The organism is Flagellimonas ochracea, assembly GCF_009903685.1.
GTDB classification, from domain to species: Bacteria; Bacteroidota; Bacteroidia; order Flavobacteriales; family Flavobacteriaceae; genus Flagellimonas; species Flagellimonas ochracea.
On sequence record NZ_JAAABI010000001.1, the window covers coordinates 759,665 to 778,455 of the forward strand.

Genomic DNA, 18,791 nt, shown 5'->3' on the forward strand with positions numbered 1-18,791 from the left:
GTCAACAATTACAAGTAACTTTAAAATGAGATTTAAACTAATTGCATTACTGGCAATCCTCTTTATTTCTGGGGAATTACTAAGGGCTCAGCAAACACTGACTGAAATGTCAGGAAAAGAACTCTTTGGCGACCTCAAGGCTAGGCACATAGGACCAGCACTTATGAGTGGGCGAATCATTGATATGGAAGTGCATCCAACCAATAATCGAATTGTTTATGCAGGTTCTGCTGGAGGAGGTGTTTGGAGATCAAAAGACGGAGGTGCAACTTTCAATCCAATATTTGATGAAAATTGCCAATCCATTGGAGCGGTCGCCCTTGACCCAAACGACCCGGACAACACCATTTATGTCGGCACGGGCGAAATCTGGACTCGTAACAGTGTTTCCGTAGGAGACGGACTTTATAAATCAACTGACGGAGGTTCAAACTGGACCAAGATTGGCTTTGAGAATTCGGAGCGAATTGCCAATATTATTGTTAATCCAGAAAATTCAAAAGAAATCTATCTTGGTGTCCTTGGGGCACTTTGGGGCGACAGTGAAGAACGAGGGGTTTTCAAAACCACCGATGGCGGGCAGACTTGGAAAAAACTGTTGTATGTCAATCCAAAAACTGGATGTGCAGACCTTGCCATGGACCCGAAAAACCCAAATGTGCTGTATGCATCCATGTGGGAGTTTAGGAGAACGGGCTGGTCCTTTGACTCCGGGGGTGAAAACAGTGCGCTTTATAAAAGTACCGATGGTGGCAAAACCTGGAACAAAATCCATAATGGTTTTCCTGAAGGAAGGCTGGGTCGTTTGGCAATTGCTGTTGCACCATCGAACAACCAAGTGCTGTACACGGTAATTGAAGCTGAAAAAGATGAAAGAAAAGGTCTTTACCGCAGTGATGACGCGGGTAATACTTGGAAGCAACTCAACAACGATTTCGGAATCACCGTACGACCGTTTTATTTCTCAAGAATTGTGGTGGATCCAAAAAATGAAGATGTGGTAGTTAAGGGTGGACTTTTTGGTTCTATTTCAAGAGATGGTGGTAAAACATTCAAGAATTTAGGGAATATGCATGCTGACATTCACGATATTGTTTTCAGTATAAAAGATTCGGACATTATGTATGTTGGCACCGATGGCGGTGTGTACCGTACTTGGGATGGTGGCACAACAATGGAAATTGTACAAAATTTGCCATTGACCCAGTTTTATCATATTAGTGTTGATAACGAGGAGCCTTACAATGTTTATGGCGGACTTCAAGACAATGGTTCGTGGTACGGACCGTCTTCTTCTCCCGGCGGAGTGGAAGCCAAAGATTGGAAATCTTTAGGTTTTGGCGATGGTTTTAGGGTACTGAAACACCCCACCAAGAACATAGTTTATTCCGAAATGCAGGGTGCTCAGAATGTATGGCGAATTGACCTTGACAACAATTTGGTAAAGACAGTTCAGCCATTGCCTACCTCTGATGATCAAAAACTAAGGTTTAATTGGAATGCTCCTATGGCCACAAGTATTCACCAGCCGGATAGGTTTTATATGGGCAGTCAGTTTTTGCATAAATCTGAAAACATGGGAGAGACTTGGAAGATAATATCTCCAGATCTTACTACCAACGACCCTGAAAAACAAAACCAGGAAGATTCTGGCGGTCTTTCTACAGATAACTCAGGGGCTGAGAACCACACTACAATTTTTACAATTGCAGAATCACCATTAGATCAAAATATTATCTGGGTGGGTACTGACGATGGTAACGTTCAAGTCACCCAAGATGGCGGGAAAACATGGACCAACACAGTCTCCAATATCACCGGTTTACCCAACAACACATGGTGCTATCATATTGAGGCCAGCACGTTTGACAAGGCTACAGCATATGCCGTGTTTGATGGGCATACACAAAATGATATGAAAACCTATGCATATAAGACCACGGATTTTGGCAAAACATGGACCAGCATCATAACCGACGAGGTTGTCGGTTTTGCACGGAACATTCAAGAAGATTATGAAAATCCCAACTTGTTGTTTCTGGGCACGGAATTGGGCCTCTACATCACTTTAGATGGAGGGAGAAGCTGGAAGAGATTCACCAACAACATGCCGCCGACAGCAGTTCACTTTATTGATCTTCAGAAGAGGACCAGCGATTTGGTCATGGGAACTCATGGAAGAGGCATTATTATCATTGATGACGTTTCTCCGTTGCGTGAAATAAATGAAGAAATATTGAACAAAACCCTGCATTTTTTTGAGACTCCAAAAACGATAATCGACGAAACCAACACTTTTCAAGGAAATTTTGGCAATGAAACGGAATTTGTAGGTCAGAGTGGTTCAAAAAATGCACGGTTGACCTATTTCTTGAAAAAGAGGCATACTTTTGGAAAAATGGCACTTGAAATAAAAAATGAAGAAGGTAAGGTAGTTGCTGAGATTTCGCCAGGAAAATCAAAAGGAATCAATATTGTTGAATGGAACTACAAATTGAAACAGCCCAAAATAGCGACCGGAAAGACCTTTAGTTTTGGAGGTTTTACTGCCCCTCAGGTACCAGCAGGCAAGTACACTGCGGTAATGACGAAGGGAAAGGATACCTTTGAACATACCTTTGAATTGGTTTATGATTCTGACTCTGGGTTATCTGAAAAACAAAGAGAACTGAAGAACTCCACTACCATGCAGCTGTACGATATGACCCAAGAACTGGCTTACCTTGTATACCAGGTGGATGAACTAATCAAAAATGCAGATGCGAATGGAGATAAAAAAATATTGGCCAAACTAAATTCCCTAAAAGAAACCTTGGTGATAACTACAGGGGATAACTATGTAGGAAGTGCAGAACCTCAGCTAAGGGAAAAAATGGCTGATTTGTACAGTAAGGTAGCGGGCAGCTATGATGCTCCTACCCCCGATGATCTTCAAAATCTAAAGGTTATTTCAAGCCGTTTCAACAAGGGCAAAGAAGACCTTGACAAATTGAAGATGAAATACTTTAAAAAACAACCTGTAGAACTAAAAAGCTTTGAGGCCTTTTTAGATGAGTAAAAGCTTTATCAGCCGATTAAACCGTCCGTATGGGCGGTTTTTTTGTTTATAAAGCGGTTGAAAAGTAATCTTCCTATTACCCATTAGCAAAAACATGATTATTTAATTTTAGTAAAACTTTCAATCATGGATTCACGATCCAAGAGTCTTCTGGACCTTCGGCCAGAAGTGAAAAAAGCTCTTTTCCACAATGACATGAGTCCAGACGAGCGATTTCAAAATCAAACTCTTCGTCCGGTCATCAAACTACAAAACCAACTTCTTGTTGAAGCGTTTAGGAACTACATTAACAAACATAAAGGTGTTTTTTACAATCTGTCCTTGGAAAAAAAGATGGGATATATTGAACACGCTATCCAAAAGGACATCAAGTTCAGGAATTCCCTAAAAGGAATGATTATAGGGCAGTTTACCATCGATGAGTACGAAACCTATATCCAAAACAGCTCTGCACTTAATAAACGCATGATGAACATGGTGATTGAGCGATTAAAAGACCATGTTCAATTGTTGGACGAAGCTGTACTATTGGTCCAAGACTGATTCACCATTCAAATTGGTGGTCAAAATGTCGCTCATCAAATCAAAGTAAGGTCGGATAACTTTGAAGGAGTGAACCACTTCCTGTAAGAAAGAATGGGAAAGGACTTCTTTGTCAGAGAAGTTGCGAACGAAAATAAACTGTTTTTTTCGTATAAGGTCAATATCGTGATGCTCCTTATCAAAACCTTTTGGAGCTGTTTTTACCTCCTCCCCTTGTAGCTCGCCCCAGACTTTTGTTAGTGCAGGATGTTGTATTACGGACCTAAATGCTGAGGCGTCCATCTCCAGTTCTTTCCGAATTCGGAAGAGGTCCTCTTTGTTTGGTTGCCAAAAACCTGTAGCCACAAAACTTCCTCCTGGTGTCAGATGTAAATAGTACCCGCCTCGTAAATGTGCTCCCAATCTCGAAAAGGAGCCAGCAAAATGGGTTTTATAGGGAGTTTTATCTCTAGAAAAACGGACATCGCGATAAATTCGGAACATTTTCATTTTCTCTATATCGTCATGCCGGCCTAGATGCTCTTTCACACCCTCAAAAAACAATTTGACCTGGTTTTGATGTTCTTTGAATACTTCTTTATGTTGATCGAACCAATCCTTGTTGTTGTTTTGGCCCAAATCTTTTAAAAAATCAAATGTTGTTTTAGATATTGTTACGTTGTCCACCATTCTTTGGTTGATGTGTTATTTTTAAGCTAAAGTTAGTCATTTACTTGTGCTGGCAGTAAGGTTTTGGGTAATTTTAAGACTCTAATTTGAAGCATGGACAAAGAAAAAATCATTGCAGAACTGAATAGGCACAAAAAGCAACCCTATTTGGACTATAGACTTAAAGAGGAAACGGAAAGCTTTACCAACCTCCTATTTTATACCTTATTCGATGTTAATACTCCGGTAGCTGAAAATCTAGATGTATTGGAAACCAAATTTTCTCGGTTAACGGATTTGGCTTGTTGGGAAATACAAAAACCTTGCAGCAAGGTATGGGAAAATTATGTATCCCGTTTGCCCGGAATTCTTGAAAAGCTCAATTTGGACGCCGAGGCTATTTTAAACTGCGATCCTGCCTCTCTCTCCATACAAGAAATATATATGGCCTATCCTGGTTTCTATGCCATTGCAATCTATCGCTTGGCACATGAACTTTACGTTCAAGGTTTTCCATTGGTGCCACGGTTGTTGACGGAATATGCTCATAGGCAGACCGGAGTGGACATAAATCCGGGTGCTACGATTGGTAAATCGTTTTTTATTGACCATGCGACTGGTGTGGTGATTGGCGAAAGTGCCATTATTCATAATGATGTTAAAATCTATCAAGGTGTAACTTTGGGCGCACATTATGTTGCCAAAAGTCTTCAAAAAACAAAAAGACACCCTACCATTATGTCCAACGTGACCATTTATGCCAACGCTACGATTCTTGGCGGAGATACGGTTATTGGTGAAAATTCAATTATTGGCGGTAATGCTTGGGTCACCGCATCAGTCCCAGCAAATTCCACAGTTTTCCACAAACCAGAAATCAAAATAAAAACAGCCCCGAGCAATGTCTAAAACCATTCTTGATTTGATAGGGAACACTCCATTGGTAGAATCGAAGGTTTTGAACACTAATCCCAATGTGAAGCTCTACTTTAAATTGGAGGGGCAAAACCCGGGAGGCAGTGTGAAAGACCGTCCAGCTTTCAATATGATTAAATGTGGTTTAGAGCGTGGTGAAATTACGCCCAAAACGAAATTGATTGAGGCCACTAGTGGAAACACAGGTATTGCCTTGGCCATGATTGCCGGAATCTACGGATTGGATATCGAGTTGGTAATGCCAGAAAACTCCACTAAAGAACGTGTGCAGACCATGCGGGCCTACGGTGCCAAAGTGACCTTGACTTCTTCAGAAATTGGCATAGAAGGTGCCAGGGACTATGCAGAAGCCAAAGTAAAAAAAGAAGGGTATGTGATGGTCAACCAATTTGCCAATAATGACAATTGGAAAGCACATTATGAAACTACCGGACCAGAAATTTGGAAGGACACAGAAGGAACCGTCACCCATTTTGTTTCGAGCATGGGTACCACAGGAACCATTATGGGAACATCAAGCTATTTAAAAGAACAAAACAAGCATGTTCAGATTGTAGGCGTGCAACCTACGGACGAATCCCGAATTCCCGGGATACGAAAATGGCCGCAAGAATATCTTCCAAAAATCTTCAATCCCAAAAAGGTAGACCAAGTTATGGAAGTGAGTCAAGAAGAAGCGGAAACCATGGCTAAAAGATTGGCAAAAGAAGAGGGCATCTTTGCCGGGGTCAGCAGTGGTGGTGCGGCCACTGTGGCACTAAGGTTGGCGAGTACCCTGAATAGCGGAACAATTGTTTCCATTGTGTGTGATCGAGGAGACCGCTATTTGTCCTCCGATTTGTTCGGGTAGTTATTCCAAAATAGATTTTATTCCCTGCCAATACGCTTCAAACTCATCCAAATTATTATGGCCCCCGCCCTTGATGCTAAAAAATGCCTTATGATCATGGGGAATGGATTCAAAAAGCTTTTTCCCTGATTCATGAGAAACGACTTGGTCCATAGTGCCATGAAAAATATAAACAGGGCACTGAACGTGTTGGATGTACTCATTGGATTTCATTTTGTAGTTGAGGATAGTTTTTAGAGGGAGAAATCCAAAACGTTCCTCTGCCACATCCAAAAGATTGTAGAACGGGGTTTCTAAAATCAACTTGTTGGGTTTGTTTTTGGAAGCTACATGTGTGGCTATGCTGGCACCTAGGGAACGGCCATATATCAGAAGTTCACTTTCTGGATAGTGTTTCAACACGTAGTCATAGAACAACTGTGCATCATTGTACAGCACTTGTTCGCTGCGATTACCGGTACTTTTACCATAACCCCGATAATCCATGACCACTACATCATACCCAAATTCGCCGAAAGGAGAAACAATTTCTCCCCATCGTGAAAGATCTCCTGCATTTCCATGAAAATATAGTATCAGCCCTTTTGGTTCATCCACAGTAAAATGCAAGGCATTTAGCTTGGCGCCATCCGAGCTTTCCAGAAAAAATTCCTTGAAAGGTTGTTGAAATGAAAAGGTATGGTCAATTGGTAATTTTGTGGGTAGAAAGATTAATTTTTCCTGTAAAAAGTATAGCATAAAACTAGTTAAGAACAAGAGGGACAGCCCAAGGAGCAATACCCTTTTAAGCCTTCGCATTGGCTCGCTTTGAAGAATGTTTCACATGGATGCTGGAGCCTTCCAAATTTACTTTGTTTGGTCTACTTGTCACTATTTTCTCAAGCATTTCATGATACGATTCAAAATTATTTAAATCTTTGTGTCCCCCTCCTATTACCGTATAAAGTTTTGTGAGCTCCGGACGTATTTTGGAAAGTTTCACACTGGTTTTATATGGAATCAGGCGGTCATCTGTCCCATGGATAATGTGTATTGGGCAGTTTACATATTTCAACCATTTATAGGTGGGCATGGGAAACTTGATCAGCAATGATAATGGCATAAACGGAATATACTTCTTTGCCACTTTGCTGAGGCTATAATAAGGGGCGTCCAAAATCAGCATTCTAGGATTGTTCATGGAGGCAAGTTTAGCAGCAAAACCAGATCCCATGGAGCGCCCATACAGTATAATGTATTTTTCAGCCACCTTTTCCTTTATTTTGTTGTACACCACCTGCATATCGCGTTTAATGGCTTTTTGGGTTCTTCGCCCCGTGCTTTTGCCAAACCCACGATAATCGACCATGATCACGTCATAACCATGTCTGGTGAAATCAACAGCAAACTTTCCCCACCCTTTGATGCTTTTTGAGTTGCCTTTTAGATAGAAAACAACACCTTTTGGTTCTTTGGATTTGAATCGAAGTCCATTGATGGTTGCTCCATCACGAGTTTCAACATTGTATTCTTCAATCTCTTGGTTGTCATAATAAAATTGAAAGTCTTTGGATAGTTTTTCCGGTTTGAACAAAAAGTAATCCTGGAAAAAGAAGAGCATGGCACTTATAAGAATATAAACTGCCAGAATAGCAAGTATGATATAAGTCCATTTTTCCATAAACAATACCTTTGCTCCAAAATACAAAAAATATAAAGTACAGCGAATAGAGACTTTATAAATGAAATAGTTGGATCAATAGTGTAACAGTTTGATACAACTGATGTCCTATATGTGTTAATCATCAACCAAAAACCGAACATGACCTCCATAACTCCATCCTCCTCAAAAAAAAGAATAGAAATTATTGATGCTCTTAGGGGTTTTGCTCTTGCTGGAATCGTTGTTGTACACCTCGTAGAAAATTATATTGGAGGGCCGCCACCGGATATTTTTCAGGAAGCTGTCCATCAAGGTGTTGCAGATAGCATTGTTGATGGTTTTGTAAACTTTTTTCTTCGAGGAAAGTTTTTTGCACTCTTCTCGTTCCTTTTCGGATTAAGCTTCTTCATTCAAATGGACAATGCAGCACAAAAAGGCGGCTATTTTGGAGGTCGGTTTCTTTGGCGGTTGATTCTATTGTTGGGTATTGGGTACGCCCACAGTCTTTTTTATGCTGGTGACATTCTTACGGTCTATGCTATGTTGGGTGTGTTTCTAATTCCATTCTACAAGATGAAGAACAAGTGGGTTCTCTTATGCTCGGCTTTGTTGTTCCTAGGTTTAGGACGTTTTTTGGTTTTTGGTTTCACACATGGAGAAAACCTATTTGGAGATTTAACGGTTTCTGGCGATGACCCCCAAGTTGTGGCTTATTACAATACATTGAAAGATGGAAGTTTAATGGACGTGTTTTCCATTAATGCATGGACGAGCCATCTTAATAAAATGGATTTTCAATTCGGCGTTTTCGGCCGGGGCTACCTTACGTTTGGCTTCTTTCTTCTTGGATTGTATGTAGGTAGAACCGGATTTTTTAAAAAATACAGAGAAAGCAAAAAATTAATCAAGCGAACCTGGATTTGGTCGCTGGTGCTGTTTTTGATTTCAGGCGTTGCGATGGCATTTATCTTTGGAAATATAGGGCCGGATGTAAAGTTTGACAATTGGTTGGTCATGTTGGGACTGACCGCTTATGATGTAAGCAATGTGGCCATGACATTAATATATATCAGTGTTTTTGTGATCCTTTACAAAAGGACAAAGACCCAAATGTGGCTTTCCAAATTTGCTCCTTACGGCAAAATGGCCTTAACCAACTACTTTTTTCAAAGTGTTTTCGGCACTTTTTTACTTTTTGGTTGGGGCTTGGGAATGATTGGTGAATTACGCAACCTCTATACTTTTGCCCTGTCCTTGATGATTGTAGCCATTCAAATGTTTTTGAGCAAATGGTGGTTGAAAAGATTCCAGTATGGACCTTTGGAGTGGTTATGGCGTAGTGCTACTTTTTTAAAGTCATTTCCTCTAAAAAAAACCAATTAATGCATTTTCACCACACATATTTCGGTTTATCCAACAATGTTCGGTTTTCATCGATTTATTAAAAATAAACTGTGAAAATATGTCGTTCTTTAAGTGTTTTTTAATCCCAATTAAAGAAAAATACTACAAATGAACCTGCTTAATGGCATTTTTACATGGAAAATCAATGTATTTCTCACTGCAACAATCCTTATTGCTCTGGTAATTCTGGATTTCTATGGTGTTTATACCGATAGGTTTTATTTTCTTAAACTAGATAATTATATCTTCCCACTGCTGAGTTTGATTCATTTTTTATATCTCTACGTAATTTGGTTTAAAATTACTGAGATTGAGTTGCCAGACCCTAAAATGCGGAATTTGGAATATGTACTTTACGTGGTGATGATCATTTATCTTTTTAAGGTGTATGACAGTGTTCTTGTTCTCGATTCGTACAATAACTTTTCGGAACATATGGTTCCGTCCATGTTTAAGCCCATGGCGATTTTAACTTTGGTACTTCATAGTATATTGCCCCTACTCACTATGCTGTCGTTTTGGCAACGAAAAAAATATATTGGCCCTTATAACTTTGAGAATTATAACGATAACCTAAACATTTGGCAATAACCTTCAAGATCTACAGACCACGCACGTAGCCTCCATATAGATCTTTAAACTGGAACCCCTGTACGAATCGATGCTTGCTCAGTTTTTTGTATGCGACCAAGCCCCAAAGTAAAATTTCCTTCATAAAATAGGAATCCTCTTTATGCAAGGATGGCTGGTATTTCTGCAATAGCTTGTCCAGTGGTCCAATAGTGTCCAATTTAGCTTTGTACTCCGAATCGGAATCGTCATCTAGCAAGACAAAACCTTCACCATCAAAAAACCAAGCGATGAGATTATCATACTCCGTTTCAGCATCTTTCCGCTGCAGTTTGTCAATTTTTGGAAAATAAGTACTGAACAACGATTTTACAGCATCTTCAATCAAGGTTTCCGCCACAAAACCAGCTCCTTCTTGCTCACCCTCGTATACCAATTCAATTTTACCGGTAATGGAGGGGATTACGCCCATAAAATCACTTAATCGAATAGTGGTGTTTTTATCTCCTGAAAGCAATGACCTACGTTCCGCAGTACTCAACAGGTTTTCAAACGCTGTGATACTCATTCGCGCACTAACCCCACTTTTGGCATCGACATATTCACTTTTTCTGGCCTCAAAACTTATTTGCTCCAGCAAATCCATGGCTACATCGGGCACATATATTTTATCTGATTGCCTTTGGTCCAAACGAGCCTCTTGCTTCGTGATTTTCTTGGCCACGTCCACATTTTCTGGATAATGGGTCAATATCTGTGATCCAATTCTATCCTTCAATGGAGTTACAATACTTCCCCTATTTGTGTAATCCTCAGGATTTGCGGTAAATACGAACTGGAGATCCAAAAGTAACCTCACTTTAAACCCTCGAATCTGTATATCACCTTCTTGCAGTATATTAAAAAGGGCTACTTGAATTCTTGCTTGAAGGTCTGGCAATTCGTTGATTACAAAAATGCAACGGTTTGCCCTAGGTATCATTCCAAAATGAATGACACGATCATCGGCGTAGGATAGCTTTAGATTAGCCGCTTTTATAGGGTCTACATCACCAATAAGGTCTGCTACTGTAACATCTGGCGTGGCCAATTTTTCATAAAAACGTTCATTGCGATGAATCCAGTCAATAGGGGTGTCATCACCTTTCTCCGCAATGAGTTCTTTGGCATATCTCGAGATGGGATTAAGTGGGTCATCATGCACTTCGGAACCTGAAACAATGGGCATCCATTCATCCAATAGCTGAACCATGAGTCTGGCCAACCTTGTTTTTGCCTGTCCACGCAGTCCTAACAAGTTGATGTTGTGTCTGGAAAGAATGGCTCTTTCCAATTCGGGAATTACAGAGTTTTCATAACCCCAAACACCTTCAAAAACTTCTTCTCCGCTTGAAATCTTTTCCAATAGGTTTTCCCGAAGCTCATCTTTTATACTTCTGCTTTGGAATCCTGCGGCGTTTAAATCGCCAAGTGTCTTAATTTTGGTATGGTCCAATGTCATATTCTGTGTTAACCTTTTATTCGTCTTCTTCTATTCTGTTCATAATCTTCAAATATCATCTCGCCCAATCCCTTTAGTCCTGTATAAATGGCCTTCCCCTTATTTGCCTGCGTAAACTCGCGAACAAATTGTTTAAGATAAGGATCTTGCGCAATCATGAAGGTGGTAATTGGGATATGCAGTTTTCTGGCTTGTTGGGCCATGGTATAACATTTTTCAACGATATAGTCGTCCAGACCAACACTATTTTTATAATAGTCTCCATTGGGAAGCCGAATACAGGAGGGTTTCCCATCGGTTATCATAAAAATTTGCTTGTTGGTGTTTCGTTTTCGCCGAAGCATATCCATGGCCAGTTGTAAACCGGCCACCGTATTGGTATGATAAGGCCCCACTTTCAAATAGGGCAAATCTTTAATGGGAATGGGCCAAGCATCATTTCCAAAAACCAGAATTTCCAGCGTATCCTTAGGATATCGGGTTGTAATAAGTTCGGCCAGCGCCATGGCCACTTTTTTAGCGGGCGTGATTCGGTCTTCACCATAAAGAATCATGCTGTGACTGATGTCGATCATCAACACGGTACTCATTTGGGCCTTGTGGTGGGTGTCTTCGACAACCAAATCGTTTTCATCAAGCGTAAAAGAACCGATGCCATGATTGATTTGGGCATTTTTGAGACTTTCGGTCATTGAAATATGTTCCAAGGTGTCACCAAATCGATACTCTCTGAAATCACCCGTATGCTCATCACCCCTCCCCGACTTTCCAGTACGATGGCTACCTGAACCACTGCGTTTAAGTTTTCCGAAAATTTGATCTAATGCTCTTTGCCGAAGCATGCGTTCCAACTTTGCAGTGATTGAAATCTTACCGCTGCCTGGGCCTTCTTCCCCGTCCATGCCTTCTTGACCTTCACCCATTTCACCCCCTCCATCTTCAAACTCTTCGCGGATATACCCTTTAGCCTTTAAGTCCTCAATAAAGTCATCGATGGAATAGTCTTCGTCCGTAAGCGCATACTCTTTGTCAAGTTCGCGTAACCAGTCAATGGCCTCATCAAAATCGCCTGAGGTATGGGTAATGAGCTCTTGAAAAATCTCAAAGAGTTTTTCAAAAGGGGTTTGGTCTGGAGCTTCGTAAGTAGTAAAACGAAATCCTTTTTTAGTATTCATAGCCATTACATAAAATTAAGGTATTTCACCGTAACGGCTGGGTCTTTAGAAAAAACTTAACGCATTTGTTTGCGCTTATTGTTTGTGTCTACTTTCAAGAGTTTCAATTATATCAGCTAAGCGATAGCCCTTGGCCTGCAACAAAATCAGATAATGAAACAAGAGATCGGCGCTCTCGTTCAAGAAGAGATCATCATTATCATCCTTGGCCTCGATAACGGTTTCCACCGCTTCCTCCCCCACTTTTTGTGCTATTTTATTGATTCCTTTCCGAAACAAAGAGGCTACATAACTTTGTTCATCTTCTTTATTTGCTTTTCGTGAAGTGATGACTTCCTCTAACTGCGTTAAAAATCCATAAGATTGCATGTTCGATTCTCCCCAACAAGTATCCGTTCCTTTATGGCAAGTCGGCCCAGTCGGATTCACCATAATCAATAAGGTGTCGTTGTCACAATCCACTTTCATATCTACCAATTCAAGAAAATTACCGCTCTCTTCCCCTTTTGTCCAAAGACGTTGCTTGGAACGGCTAAAGAAAGTTACTTTCTTGGTTACTTGGGTTTTTTGAAGGGCTTCATTGTTCATAAAACCAAGCATCAGCACATTTTTGGTTTTGGCATCTTGTATGATTGCCGGCACCAAATCATTACCCTCTTTTTGAAAATCTATTTTCATATTTATAATCTTCGGTCACCCTGAGCGCAGTCAAAAGGTAAAGATTTCTTGATTACGCTCGAAATGACAATTTATGTTCTCATAGGAATTCCTTCCTTTTTTAGTTCTTGTTTTAAGTGTGCAATTTCAATTTCACTAAAGTGAAAAACACTGGCGGCCAATGCAGCATCCGCTTTTCCTTTCTTAAAGGTATCGGCAAAGTGTGATATGTTTCCTGCCCCTCCTGATGCTATAATGGGTATATTCACCAAGCTGGACAATTTGGCCAGGGCTTCGTTGGCAAACCCGTTTTTGGTACCATCGTGATTCATAGAGGTGAACAGAATCTCCCCTGCGCCTCTGGCTTCCACTTCTTTGGCCCATTCGAAAAAATCAATATCGGTGGCCACCTTGCCGCCCACCAGATGTACCTTCCATACTCCATCGATTTGTTTCGCATCAATCGCAACCACAATACATTGGGAACCAAATTTGGCCACCAATTCATTGATGAGTTCCGGTCTTTTCACCGCTGAAGAATTGATAGATACCTTATCCGCCCCATTTTTCAACAATATGTCCACGTCTTCCACAGAAGAAATTCCCCCGCCCACGGTAAAGGGGATGTTGATGGCTTCCGCCACATGATAGACCAGTTTCGCCAAGGTTTTTCTTTTTTGCTCTGTTGCGGAAATATCCAAAAAGACTAATTCGTCCGCACCTTCATCGGCATATCGCTGGGCCAGTTCCACAGGATCGCCAGCATCCCGCAAATCAACAAAGTTGACACCTTTTACGGTTCTTCCGTCTTTGATATCCAAACAGGGTATAATTCGTTTTGTAAGCATATTCCGTTATCAGGGATGGCCTTATCGGTTCTTGGCGTTCAGATCCACGCCATCATAAAAACCTAGACTTTTATTATTCAATATTTTGGTCCAAAGAGCAATCTGTCCCGTGTGATACGATAAATGCTCGGTTACATGGATGATATTGCCAATCCCCGAAAAATTAAATCCTTGGACCTCCCTTTTCCGTAATAACTCCTCCAAAGGGGTGTCGAAGAAGGTTCTTTTTGCCTCCGCAATGGTGTCGCTCAGTTTCTGTACCAACTCTTCCTTGGTATACCCAGATGAAACGGAAAACTCCTCGTCCCGTTTTCTGTCATCCTGTTCATTCCGCAGGGAGGCTATACCATATTGGGTAATGTTTCCGCAAAGATGGAGGATCAGATTTCCAATGCTATTGCTGGATTTATTCGGTTTTTTCCAGATATCCTTTTCAGAAAGTCCCGACATGCAGATTTTGATCATACGAAGACTTTCATCCATACGATAGCCTGCATTCCATATTAGTTCCTCCTGTATTTGTCTTACTTTATCCATTTTCAAGAATGTAACTTTCAAGTTGTTTTAAACTGATGCGATTTTCATAGATTGCCTTACCAATTATAGCACCTTCACAGCCAATTTCTTTGAGCTTCGGCAACTCTTCAAAGGTTGAAATCCCTCCGCTGGCAATCAAATTGATTCCAATAATCTCTTTATCCTCCACACCACTTCCGGTTATCAAGGTTTCCCATTTTTTGGTCTTGGCTATTATTTTCTGGTACAGCTCAAACGATGGGCCTTCCAACATGCCATCTTTACCAATATCCGTACAGATGACATATTTTATGCCTTTTTTTTGGTAGACTTGTATATAGGGAACCAGCTCTTGGTCCGATTCTTCCTGCCAACCCGAAACAGCCACTTTCTCGTCCGTGGCATCCGCGCCAAGAATGATTCTTTCAGGACCATAGGTCTCCAACCACCCCAAAAAGGTCTCTGGATCCTTTACCGCAATGCTTCCACCGGTAATTTGACTGGCCCCGTTTTCAAAAGCAATGTGCAAGTCTTCATCCGTCTTCAGGCCACCACCGAAATCAATTTGTAGCGTGGTTTTGGATGCTATGGTTTCCAACACTTTGTGATTGACAATATGTTTTGACTTCGCTCCGTCCAAATCCACCAAATGAAGGTATTCAATGCCATGGTTTTCAAACTCCAAGGCTACCTCCAAAGGGTTTTCGTTGTAGATTTTTTTGGTGCCATAATCTCCTTTGGACAATCGCACACATTTACCATCAATGATGTCTATTGCGGGTATCAGTCTCATGCTTCAATCATATTTTGCTCTGTCCAGGGCCATCCATAGTTTCGAATCACCCACCTTGATAAAACCATGAGGTTCGTATAAACTGTGGGCATCCTTCGTCTTCAGTGCTATGGTGTGCACGTTTTTAATATCGGGGCATTCCATGATATGCTTTATCAACATTTTGCCCAATCCTTTTCCTTTATGGGCCGGGAAAATGATAACATCCATCAAATAGGCAAAGACCACCTTGTCAGTCAGCACCCGGGCAAAACCAACTTGCCCATCCGTTTTGGAATAAACCCCAAAGCACATGCAGGCCTCTATGGTCTGTTTTGTCATCTCCAAGGTGCGATATCCGCCCCAATAGGAGCTTTTTATCTCCTGATGGATTCTTGGAATGTCCAATTGATCCTTATCCGATGATATGTAAAATTCACTTTTCATGACAGGTTCAAAAAGTTCCTTACGATTTGTTCTCCAATACTACTACTTTTCTCAGGGTGAAACTGGACTCCATAAAAATTATTTTTCTGCAACGCTGCACTGTACGGAAATGCGTAGTCCGACATGGCTATGGTCTCCTTTCCCAATGGGGCATAAAAACTGTGCACCAAGTAAATATAGGAGGCCTCAGGAACATTCTGCAACAAGTCAGATTGTAGATTTGTGATTTGGTTCCATCCAATCTGGGGTACTTTAACCGTATTCGGGAATTTTTTAACATCCAAATCAAAAATTCCTAGACCCTTAGTGTTACCCTCTTTCGTATACCTACACATGAGTTGCATGCCCAAACAAATGCCCAAAACAGGTTGTTTTAATTCTGGAATTATTCTATCCAAACCACTTGCCCTTAGCTTAGCCATCGCTGAACTGGCTTCGCCAACCCCTGGGAAAATCACTTTGTCCGCCTTTTTTATTTCACCCGCATCATGACTCAAAATGGCTTCGAATCCCAAACGTTTTATGGCAAACTTGATACTTTGGATATTCCCTGCGCCGTAATCTATAATAACTATTTTCATATTGAAGTACAAAGTTTCAAGTTGGAAGGGGGAAGTGAGAGCATTTCCTGTTCATTTTCCATTTTTTCGCGCAGTTTTGATGGAAGAAACAATAATCGCCAAAATTTCATTTGCTTCGGTATGGAGCATTTTATATCTGGGCGCTTTTCCAAGCTTGTTTCCATGAGAAGTTCTAGAAAATACATGCTTTCGTCAATCTCTTCTTCCACAATTTTTAACTTGTTTATGAAATCTGCCCTAGATTTTGCCCTCTGCGAGGCCCTGTAATTCGCCCCAAAAGAGCTAGAGCTTCGAATTAATTGATTGACATAAGCGTTGTACTCCCTTAATTTTGGAAAAGCAGCACACAATTTCCATACTTTAATAGCAAATAGCTTGGTTCTATCCTTTAGGTCTCTGTCCATTCCTTTTCATTTCTGTACCACGTTCGTACTTTCTAATTCGTCTTTTAAAGTGTTCCTTTTGTTGATGGCAGCACCATCTTTTCAGCATCACGCTTTACCGCCATTTTAATAGATTTAGCAAAGGCTTTAAAAATAGCTTCAATTTTGTGGTGTTCATTGGTTCCCTCTGCCTTAATGTTCAAGTTGGCCTTGGCCCCATCCGTGAATGACTTAAAAAAATGCATGAACATCTCCGTAGGCATGTCCCCTACTTTTTCTCGCTTAAAATCTGCATCCCAGACGAGCCAATTGCGCCCGCCAAAATCTATGGCCACCTGGGCGAGACAATCATCCATGGGAAGACAGAATCCATACCGTTCGATGCCCAGCTTGTTCCCCAAGGTTTTTGCGAAAACTTCTCCCAAGGCAATGGCCGTATCCTCAATGGTGTGGTGTTCGTCCACTTCCAAGTCCCCATCCACTTGTATATCCAAGTCCATTTGACCGTGACGGGCCAACTGGTACAGCATATGGTCAAAAAATGCCAGTCCTGTTTGGATTTTACTTTTACCTGTTCCATCCAAATTGAGTTTGATTTGGATATCAGTTTCATTGGTCTTCCTTGAAATCTTTGCTACACGGTTTTCCAACTTTAAAAACTGATAAATTCTCTCCCAGTCATTGCTTTCCAAGGCAATAATGGAATCCAATTCTTCACGTTTTACCGTAATTTCCCCAGTTCCCAAATGGGTTTCATCATTGATAAAAATGCCTCTTGCCCCTAAATTTTTAGCCAGTTCCATATCGGTCAATCGGTCGCCGATAACAAAAGAATTTTTGAGGTCATACTGCCTTGAAAAATATTTGGTCAACAACCCGGTCCCTGGTTTTCGAGTGTCAGCATTGTCTTTGGGAAAGGTCCTATCAATGAAAACTTCATCAAAAACCACACCTTCGTTCTCGAAACATTGCATTATGAAATTGTGCACGGGCCAAAAAGTGTCCTCTGGAAATATATCCGTGCCCAACCCATCTTGATTGGTAATCATTGCCAGTTCGTAATCCAATTCTCGGGCTATTTTTCCTAAAAAGGTGAACGTTTTCGGGTAAAAGGAAATCTTTTCAAAAGCATCTATTTGCTCGTCAGCAGTTTCCTTGATGATGGTTCCATCGCGATCTATAAATAACACTTTTTTGCCCATTATTTCATTTCTTTTAAAATGGCTTTTAATTTCTTGTTCTCCTCGGGTGTGCCCACGGTAAACCTAAGTGTGTTTTCACATAAGGGTTGGCCACTTCGATTGCGGACAACTACATGCTGGTCCAAAAACTCTTGATATCGCCTATTGGCATCGTCCATTCTTACTAAAACAAAATTAGCGTCGGTGTTGTAAGTCTCTTCCACAAAATCCAAAGTTTGTAAAACTTCAATCAGGCTGTTTCGCTCCTCTAGAATTATTTCCACTTCATCTTGTACTCTGGCTTGATTCAATAGACAATCCATAGCGCGTTGTTGTGTCAATTGGTTTACATTATACGGAGGCTTTATTTTGTTCAAAACAGTTATTATTTCCTCTGAAGCGTAACAGATTCCCAAACGGATTCCTGCCATTCCATAAGCTTTGGACAGGGTTTGGGTCACAACTAGATTGTGATATTTGTTCAAGCTGTTCAACCAGCTCTCCTTTTGGCAGAAGTCGATATAGGCTTCATCAATAACTACCAGTCCGTCAAAAGCTTCCAGTAGTTGCTGTATTTTTTCCTTGGAAAAAGCATTCCCCGTAGGATTGTTGGGCGAACAAATAAAGATCAACTTGGTTTTGTCACCAACATTGTTAAGGATTTCAGCGACATTGGGCTCAAAATCCTTAGTTAGCAACACTTCCCTGTTTTCAACAGCATTTATTCCGGCCAACACCTTATACATGCCGTAGGTGGGCGGCAAGGTGATGACATTGTCTTCGTTGGGCTCACAGAAAGCCCTAAAAATAAGGTCCAATACTTCATCACTGCCATTTCCTAGCAGGATATTCTTTTCGCTTGTGTGTTTCTGTTGGGCCAAAACTCCCTTTAGACGTCTTTGATAAGGATCTGGGTATCGATTAACCCCATTTTCAAATGGATTTTCATTGGCATCCAAGAAAATCATTGCGGAGCCGTCAGAAACATACTCGTCCCTGGCCGAGGAATAAGGTTTCAGGTTTCTTACGCTTTCCCTGACCAAACTTGTTATGTTAAATTTACTTTTCATATAAAGGGT

20 protein-coding genes are annotated in these 18,791 nt (G+C 40.9%); 6 read left to right on the plus strand and 14 right to left on the minus strand.

What is annotated here, in order from left to right; genetic code table 11:
• The first annotated feature begins 25 nt into the window (after positions 1-25).
• Entirely contained in the window at positions 26-3,058 is a 3,033-nt protein-coding gene (locus tag GTQ34_RS03555; RefSeq protein ID WP_166522376.1) for a WD40/YVTN/BNR-like repeat-containing protein, read from the plus strand.
• Positions 3,059-3,184: 126 nt separating this feature from the next.
• A complete protein-coding gene (locus tag GTQ34_RS03560; protein ID WP_166522377.1) occupies positions 3,185-3,601 on the plus strand; it encodes a glyoxalase in 417 nt (138 codons plus the stop codon).
• On the opposite strand, the gene GTQ34_RS03565 is transcribed toward GTQ34_RS03560, so the two are convergent.
• The gene (locus GTQ34_RS03565; RefSeq protein ID WP_166522378.1) at positions 3,584-4,270 is read right to left on the minus strand and encodes a DUF2461 domain-containing protein; all 687 of its coding nucleotides are present in this window, start codon (positions 4,268-4,270) and stop codon (positions 3,584-3,586) included. The two genes, GTQ34_RS03560 and GTQ34_RS03565, sit on opposite strands and share 18 nt — an antisense overlap.
• 93 nt (positions 4,271-4,363) lie before the next feature.
• Here GTQ34_RS03565 and epsC point away from each other — a divergent pair, with 93 nt between their 5' ends.
• On the plus strand, positions 4,364-5,158 hold the full coding sequence (epsC, locus tag GTQ34_RS03570) for a serine O-acetyltransferase EpsC (RefSeq protein ID WP_166522379.1): 795 nt from the start codon (positions 4,364-4,366) through the stop codon (positions 5,156-5,158).
• A complete protein-coding gene (gene cysM, locus GTQ34_RS03575; RefSeq protein WP_166522380.1) occupies positions 5,151-6,035 on the plus strand; it encodes a cysteine synthase CysM in 885 nt (294 codons plus the stop codon). The genes epsC and cysM overlap by 8 nt, the downstream gene beginning before the upstream one ends.
• On the opposite strand, the gene GTQ34_RS03580 is transcribed toward cysM, so the two are convergent.
• Both GTQ34_RS03580 and GTQ34_RS03585 read right to left on the minus strand, forming a co-directional pair.
• A complete protein-coding gene (locus GTQ34_RS03580; RefSeq protein WP_166522381.1) occupies positions 6,036-6,833 on the minus strand; it encodes an alpha/beta hydrolase in 798 nt (265 codons plus the stop codon).
• Positions 6,820-7,695, minus strand: coding sequence for an alpha/beta hydrolase (locus GTQ34_RS03585; RefSeq protein ID WP_166522382.1), 876 nt, complete (start codon positions 7,693-7,695; stop codon positions 6,820-6,822). The genes GTQ34_RS03580 and GTQ34_RS03585 overlap by 14 nt, the downstream gene beginning before the upstream one ends.
• 141 nt (positions 7,696-7,836) lie before the next feature.
• Between GTQ34_RS03585 and GTQ34_RS03590 the strand changes: the two genes are divergently transcribed.
• Positions 7,837-9,060: a DUF418 domain-containing protein gene (locus GTQ34_RS03590; protein ID WP_166522383.1), complete on the plus strand. Its 1,224-nt coding sequence runs from the start codon at positions 7,837-7,839 to the stop codon at positions 9,058-9,060.
• A gap of 129 nt (positions 9,061-9,189) precedes the next feature.
• Entirely contained in the window at positions 9,190-9,672 is a 483-nt protein-coding gene (locus GTQ34_RS03595) for a hypothetical protein (RefSeq protein WP_166522384.1), read from the plus strand.
• Positions 9,673-9,682: 10 nt separating this feature from the next.
• Here GTQ34_RS03595 and GTQ34_RS03600 read toward each other — a convergent pair whose 3' ends face one another.
• The 11 genes from GTQ34_RS03600 to hisC form a co-directional block, all read right to left on the minus strand.
• Complete coding sequence (locus tag GTQ34_RS03600; protein WP_166522385.1) at positions 9,683-11,152, minus strand: magnesium chelatase; 1,470 nt, start codon at positions 11,150-11,152, stop codon at positions 9,683-9,685.
• 8 nt (positions 11,153-11,160) lie between these two features.
• On the minus strand, positions 11,161-12,333 hold the full coding sequence (locus GTQ34_RS03605) for a vWA domain-containing protein (RefSeq protein WP_166522386.1): 1,173 nt from the start codon (positions 12,331-12,333) through the stop codon (positions 11,161-11,163).
• Positions 12,334-12,402: 69 nt separating this feature from the next.
• Positions 12,403-13,005, minus strand: a complete 603-nt coding sequence (gene hisIE / locus GTQ34_RS03610; protein ID WP_166522387.1) for a bifunctional phosphoribosyl-AMP cyclohydrolase/phosphoribosyl-ATP diphosphatase HisIE — start codon at positions 13,003-13,005, stop codon at positions 12,403-12,405.
• Positions 13,006-13,076: 71 nt separating this feature from the next.
• Positions 13,077-13,832, minus strand: a complete 756-nt coding sequence (gene hisF, locus GTQ34_RS03615; RefSeq protein WP_166522388.1) for an imidazole glycerol phosphate synthase subunit HisF — start codon at positions 13,830-13,832, stop codon at positions 13,077-13,079.
• 21 nt (positions 13,833-13,853) lie between these two features.
• Positions 13,854-14,369: a DinB family protein gene (locus GTQ34_RS03620; RefSeq protein ID WP_166522389.1), complete on the minus strand. Its 516-nt coding sequence runs from the start codon at positions 14,367-14,369 to the stop codon at positions 13,854-13,856.
• A complete protein-coding gene (locus GTQ34_RS03625; protein ID WP_166522390.1) occupies positions 14,362-15,141 on the minus strand; it encodes a 1-(5-phosphoribosyl)-5-[(5-phosphoribosylamino)methylideneamino]imidazole-4-carboxamide isomerase in 780 nt (259 codons plus the stop codon). Before GTQ34_RS03625 ends, GTQ34_RS03620 begins: the two co-directional genes overlap by 8 nt.
• 3 nt (positions 15,142-15,144) lie before the next feature.
• Positions 15,145-15,567 (minus strand): GNAT family N-acetyltransferase, encoded by a 423-nt coding sequence (locus GTQ34_RS03630; protein WP_166522391.1) that lies wholly within the window; start codon positions 15,565-15,567, stop codon positions 15,145-15,147.
• A complete protein-coding gene (hisH, locus tag GTQ34_RS03635; protein ID WP_166522392.1) occupies positions 15,564-16,148 on the minus strand; it encodes an imidazole glycerol phosphate synthase subunit HisH in 585 nt (194 codons plus the stop codon). Before hisH ends, GTQ34_RS03630 begins: the two co-directional genes overlap by 4 nt.
• On the minus strand, positions 16,145-16,552 hold the full coding sequence (locus tag GTQ34_RS03640; RefSeq protein ID WP_235914956.1) for a four helix bundle protein: 408 nt from the start codon (positions 16,550-16,552) through the stop codon (positions 16,145-16,147). The genes hisH and GTQ34_RS03640 overlap by 4 nt, the downstream gene beginning before the upstream one ends.
• 44 nt (positions 16,553-16,596) lie before the next feature.
• On the minus strand, positions 16,597-17,733 hold the full coding sequence (gene hisB, locus GTQ34_RS03645) for a bifunctional histidinol-phosphatase/imidazoleglycerol-phosphate dehydratase HisB (protein ID WP_166522393.1): 1,137 nt from the start codon (positions 17,731-17,733) through the stop codon (positions 16,597-16,599).
• Positions 17,733-18,782: a histidinol-phosphate transaminase gene (hisC, locus tag GTQ34_RS03650; RefSeq protein ID WP_166522394.1), complete on the minus strand. Its 1,050-nt coding sequence runs from the start codon at positions 18,780-18,782 to the stop codon at positions 17,733-17,735. Before hisC ends, hisB begins: the two co-directional genes overlap by 1 nt.
• Positions 18,783-18,791: the final 9 nt, after the last annotated feature.

Excerpts from the sequence above, each read along its gene's own strand:
- hisIE (WP_166522387.1), bottom strand. The coding sequence starts at position 13,005 with ATGAAAATAGATTTTCAAAAAGAGGGTAATGATTTGGTGCCGGCAATC.
- epsC (WP_166522379.1), top strand. The coding sequence starts at position 4,364 with ATGGACAAAGAAAAAATCATTGCAGAACTGAATAGGCACAAAAAGCAA.
- GTQ34_RS03595 (WP_166522384.1), top strand. The coding sequence starts at position 9,190 with ATGAACCTGCTTAATGGCATTTTTACATGGAAAATCAATGTATTTCTC.
- GTQ34_RS03605 (WP_166522386.1), bottom strand. The coding sequence starts at position 12,333 with ATGGCTATGAATACTAAAAAAGGATTTCGTTTTACTACTTACGAAGCT.
- GTQ34_RS03630 (WP_166522391.1), bottom strand. The coding sequence starts at position 15,567 with ATGAAAAGTGAATTTTACATATCATCGGATAAGGATCAATTGGACATT.
- GTQ34_RS03590 (WP_166522383.1), top strand. The coding sequence starts at position 7,837 with ATGACCTCCATAACTCCATCCTCCTCAAAAAAAAGAATAGAAATTATT.
- cysM (WP_166522380.1), top strand. The coding sequence starts at position 5,151 with ATGTCTAAAACCATTCTTGATTTGATAGGGAACACTCCATTGGTAGAA.
- GTQ34_RS03585 (WP_166522382.1), bottom strand. The coding sequence starts at position 7,695 with ATGGAAAAATGGACTTATATCATACTTGCTATTCTGGCAGTTTATATT.
- GTQ34_RS03620 (WP_166522389.1), bottom strand. The coding sequence starts at position 14,369 with ATGGATAAAGTAAGACAAATACAGGAGGAACTAATATGGAATGCAGGC.
- GTQ34_RS03625 (WP_166522390.1), bottom strand. The coding sequence starts at position 15,141 with ATGAGACTGATACCCGCAATAGACATCATTGATGGTAAATGTGTGCGA.
- hisH (WP_166522392.1), bottom strand. The coding sequence starts at position 16,148 with ATGAAAATAGTTATTATAGATTACGGCGCAGGGAATATCCAAAGTATC.
- hisC (WP_166522394.1), bottom strand. The coding sequence starts at position 18,782 with ATGAAAAGTAAATTTAACATAACAAGTTTGGTCAGGGAAAGCGTAAGA.
- GTQ34_RS03600 (WP_166522385.1), bottom strand. The coding sequence starts at position 11,152 with ATGACATTGGACCATACCAAAATTAAGACACTTGGCGATTTAAACGCC.
- GTQ34_RS03580 (WP_166522381.1), bottom strand. The coding sequence starts at position 6,833 with ATGCGAAGGCTTAAAAGGGTATTGCTCCTTGGGCTGTCCCTCTTGTTC.
- GTQ34_RS03640 (WP_235914956.1), bottom strand. The coding sequence starts at position 16,552 with ATGGACAGAGACCTAAAGGATAGAACCAAGCTATTTGCTATTAAAGTA.
- GTQ34_RS03560 (WP_166522377.1), top strand. The coding sequence starts at position 3,185 with ATGGATTCACGATCCAAGAGTCTTCTGGACCTTCGGCCAGAAGTGAAA.
- GTQ34_RS03565 (WP_166522378.1), bottom strand. The coding sequence starts at position 4,270 with ATGGTGGACAACGTAACAATATCTAAAACAACATTTGATTTTTTAAAA.
- hisB (WP_166522393.1), bottom strand. The coding sequence starts at position 17,733 with ATGGGCAAAAAAGTGTTATTTATAGATCGCGATGGAACCATCATCAAG.
- hisF (WP_166522388.1), bottom strand. The coding sequence starts at position 13,832 with ATGCTTACAAAACGAATTATACCCTGTTTGGATATCAAAGACGGAAGA.
- GTQ34_RS03555 (WP_166522376.1), top strand. The coding sequence starts at position 26 with ATGAGATTTAAACTAATTGCATTACTGGCAATCCTCTTTATTTCTGGG.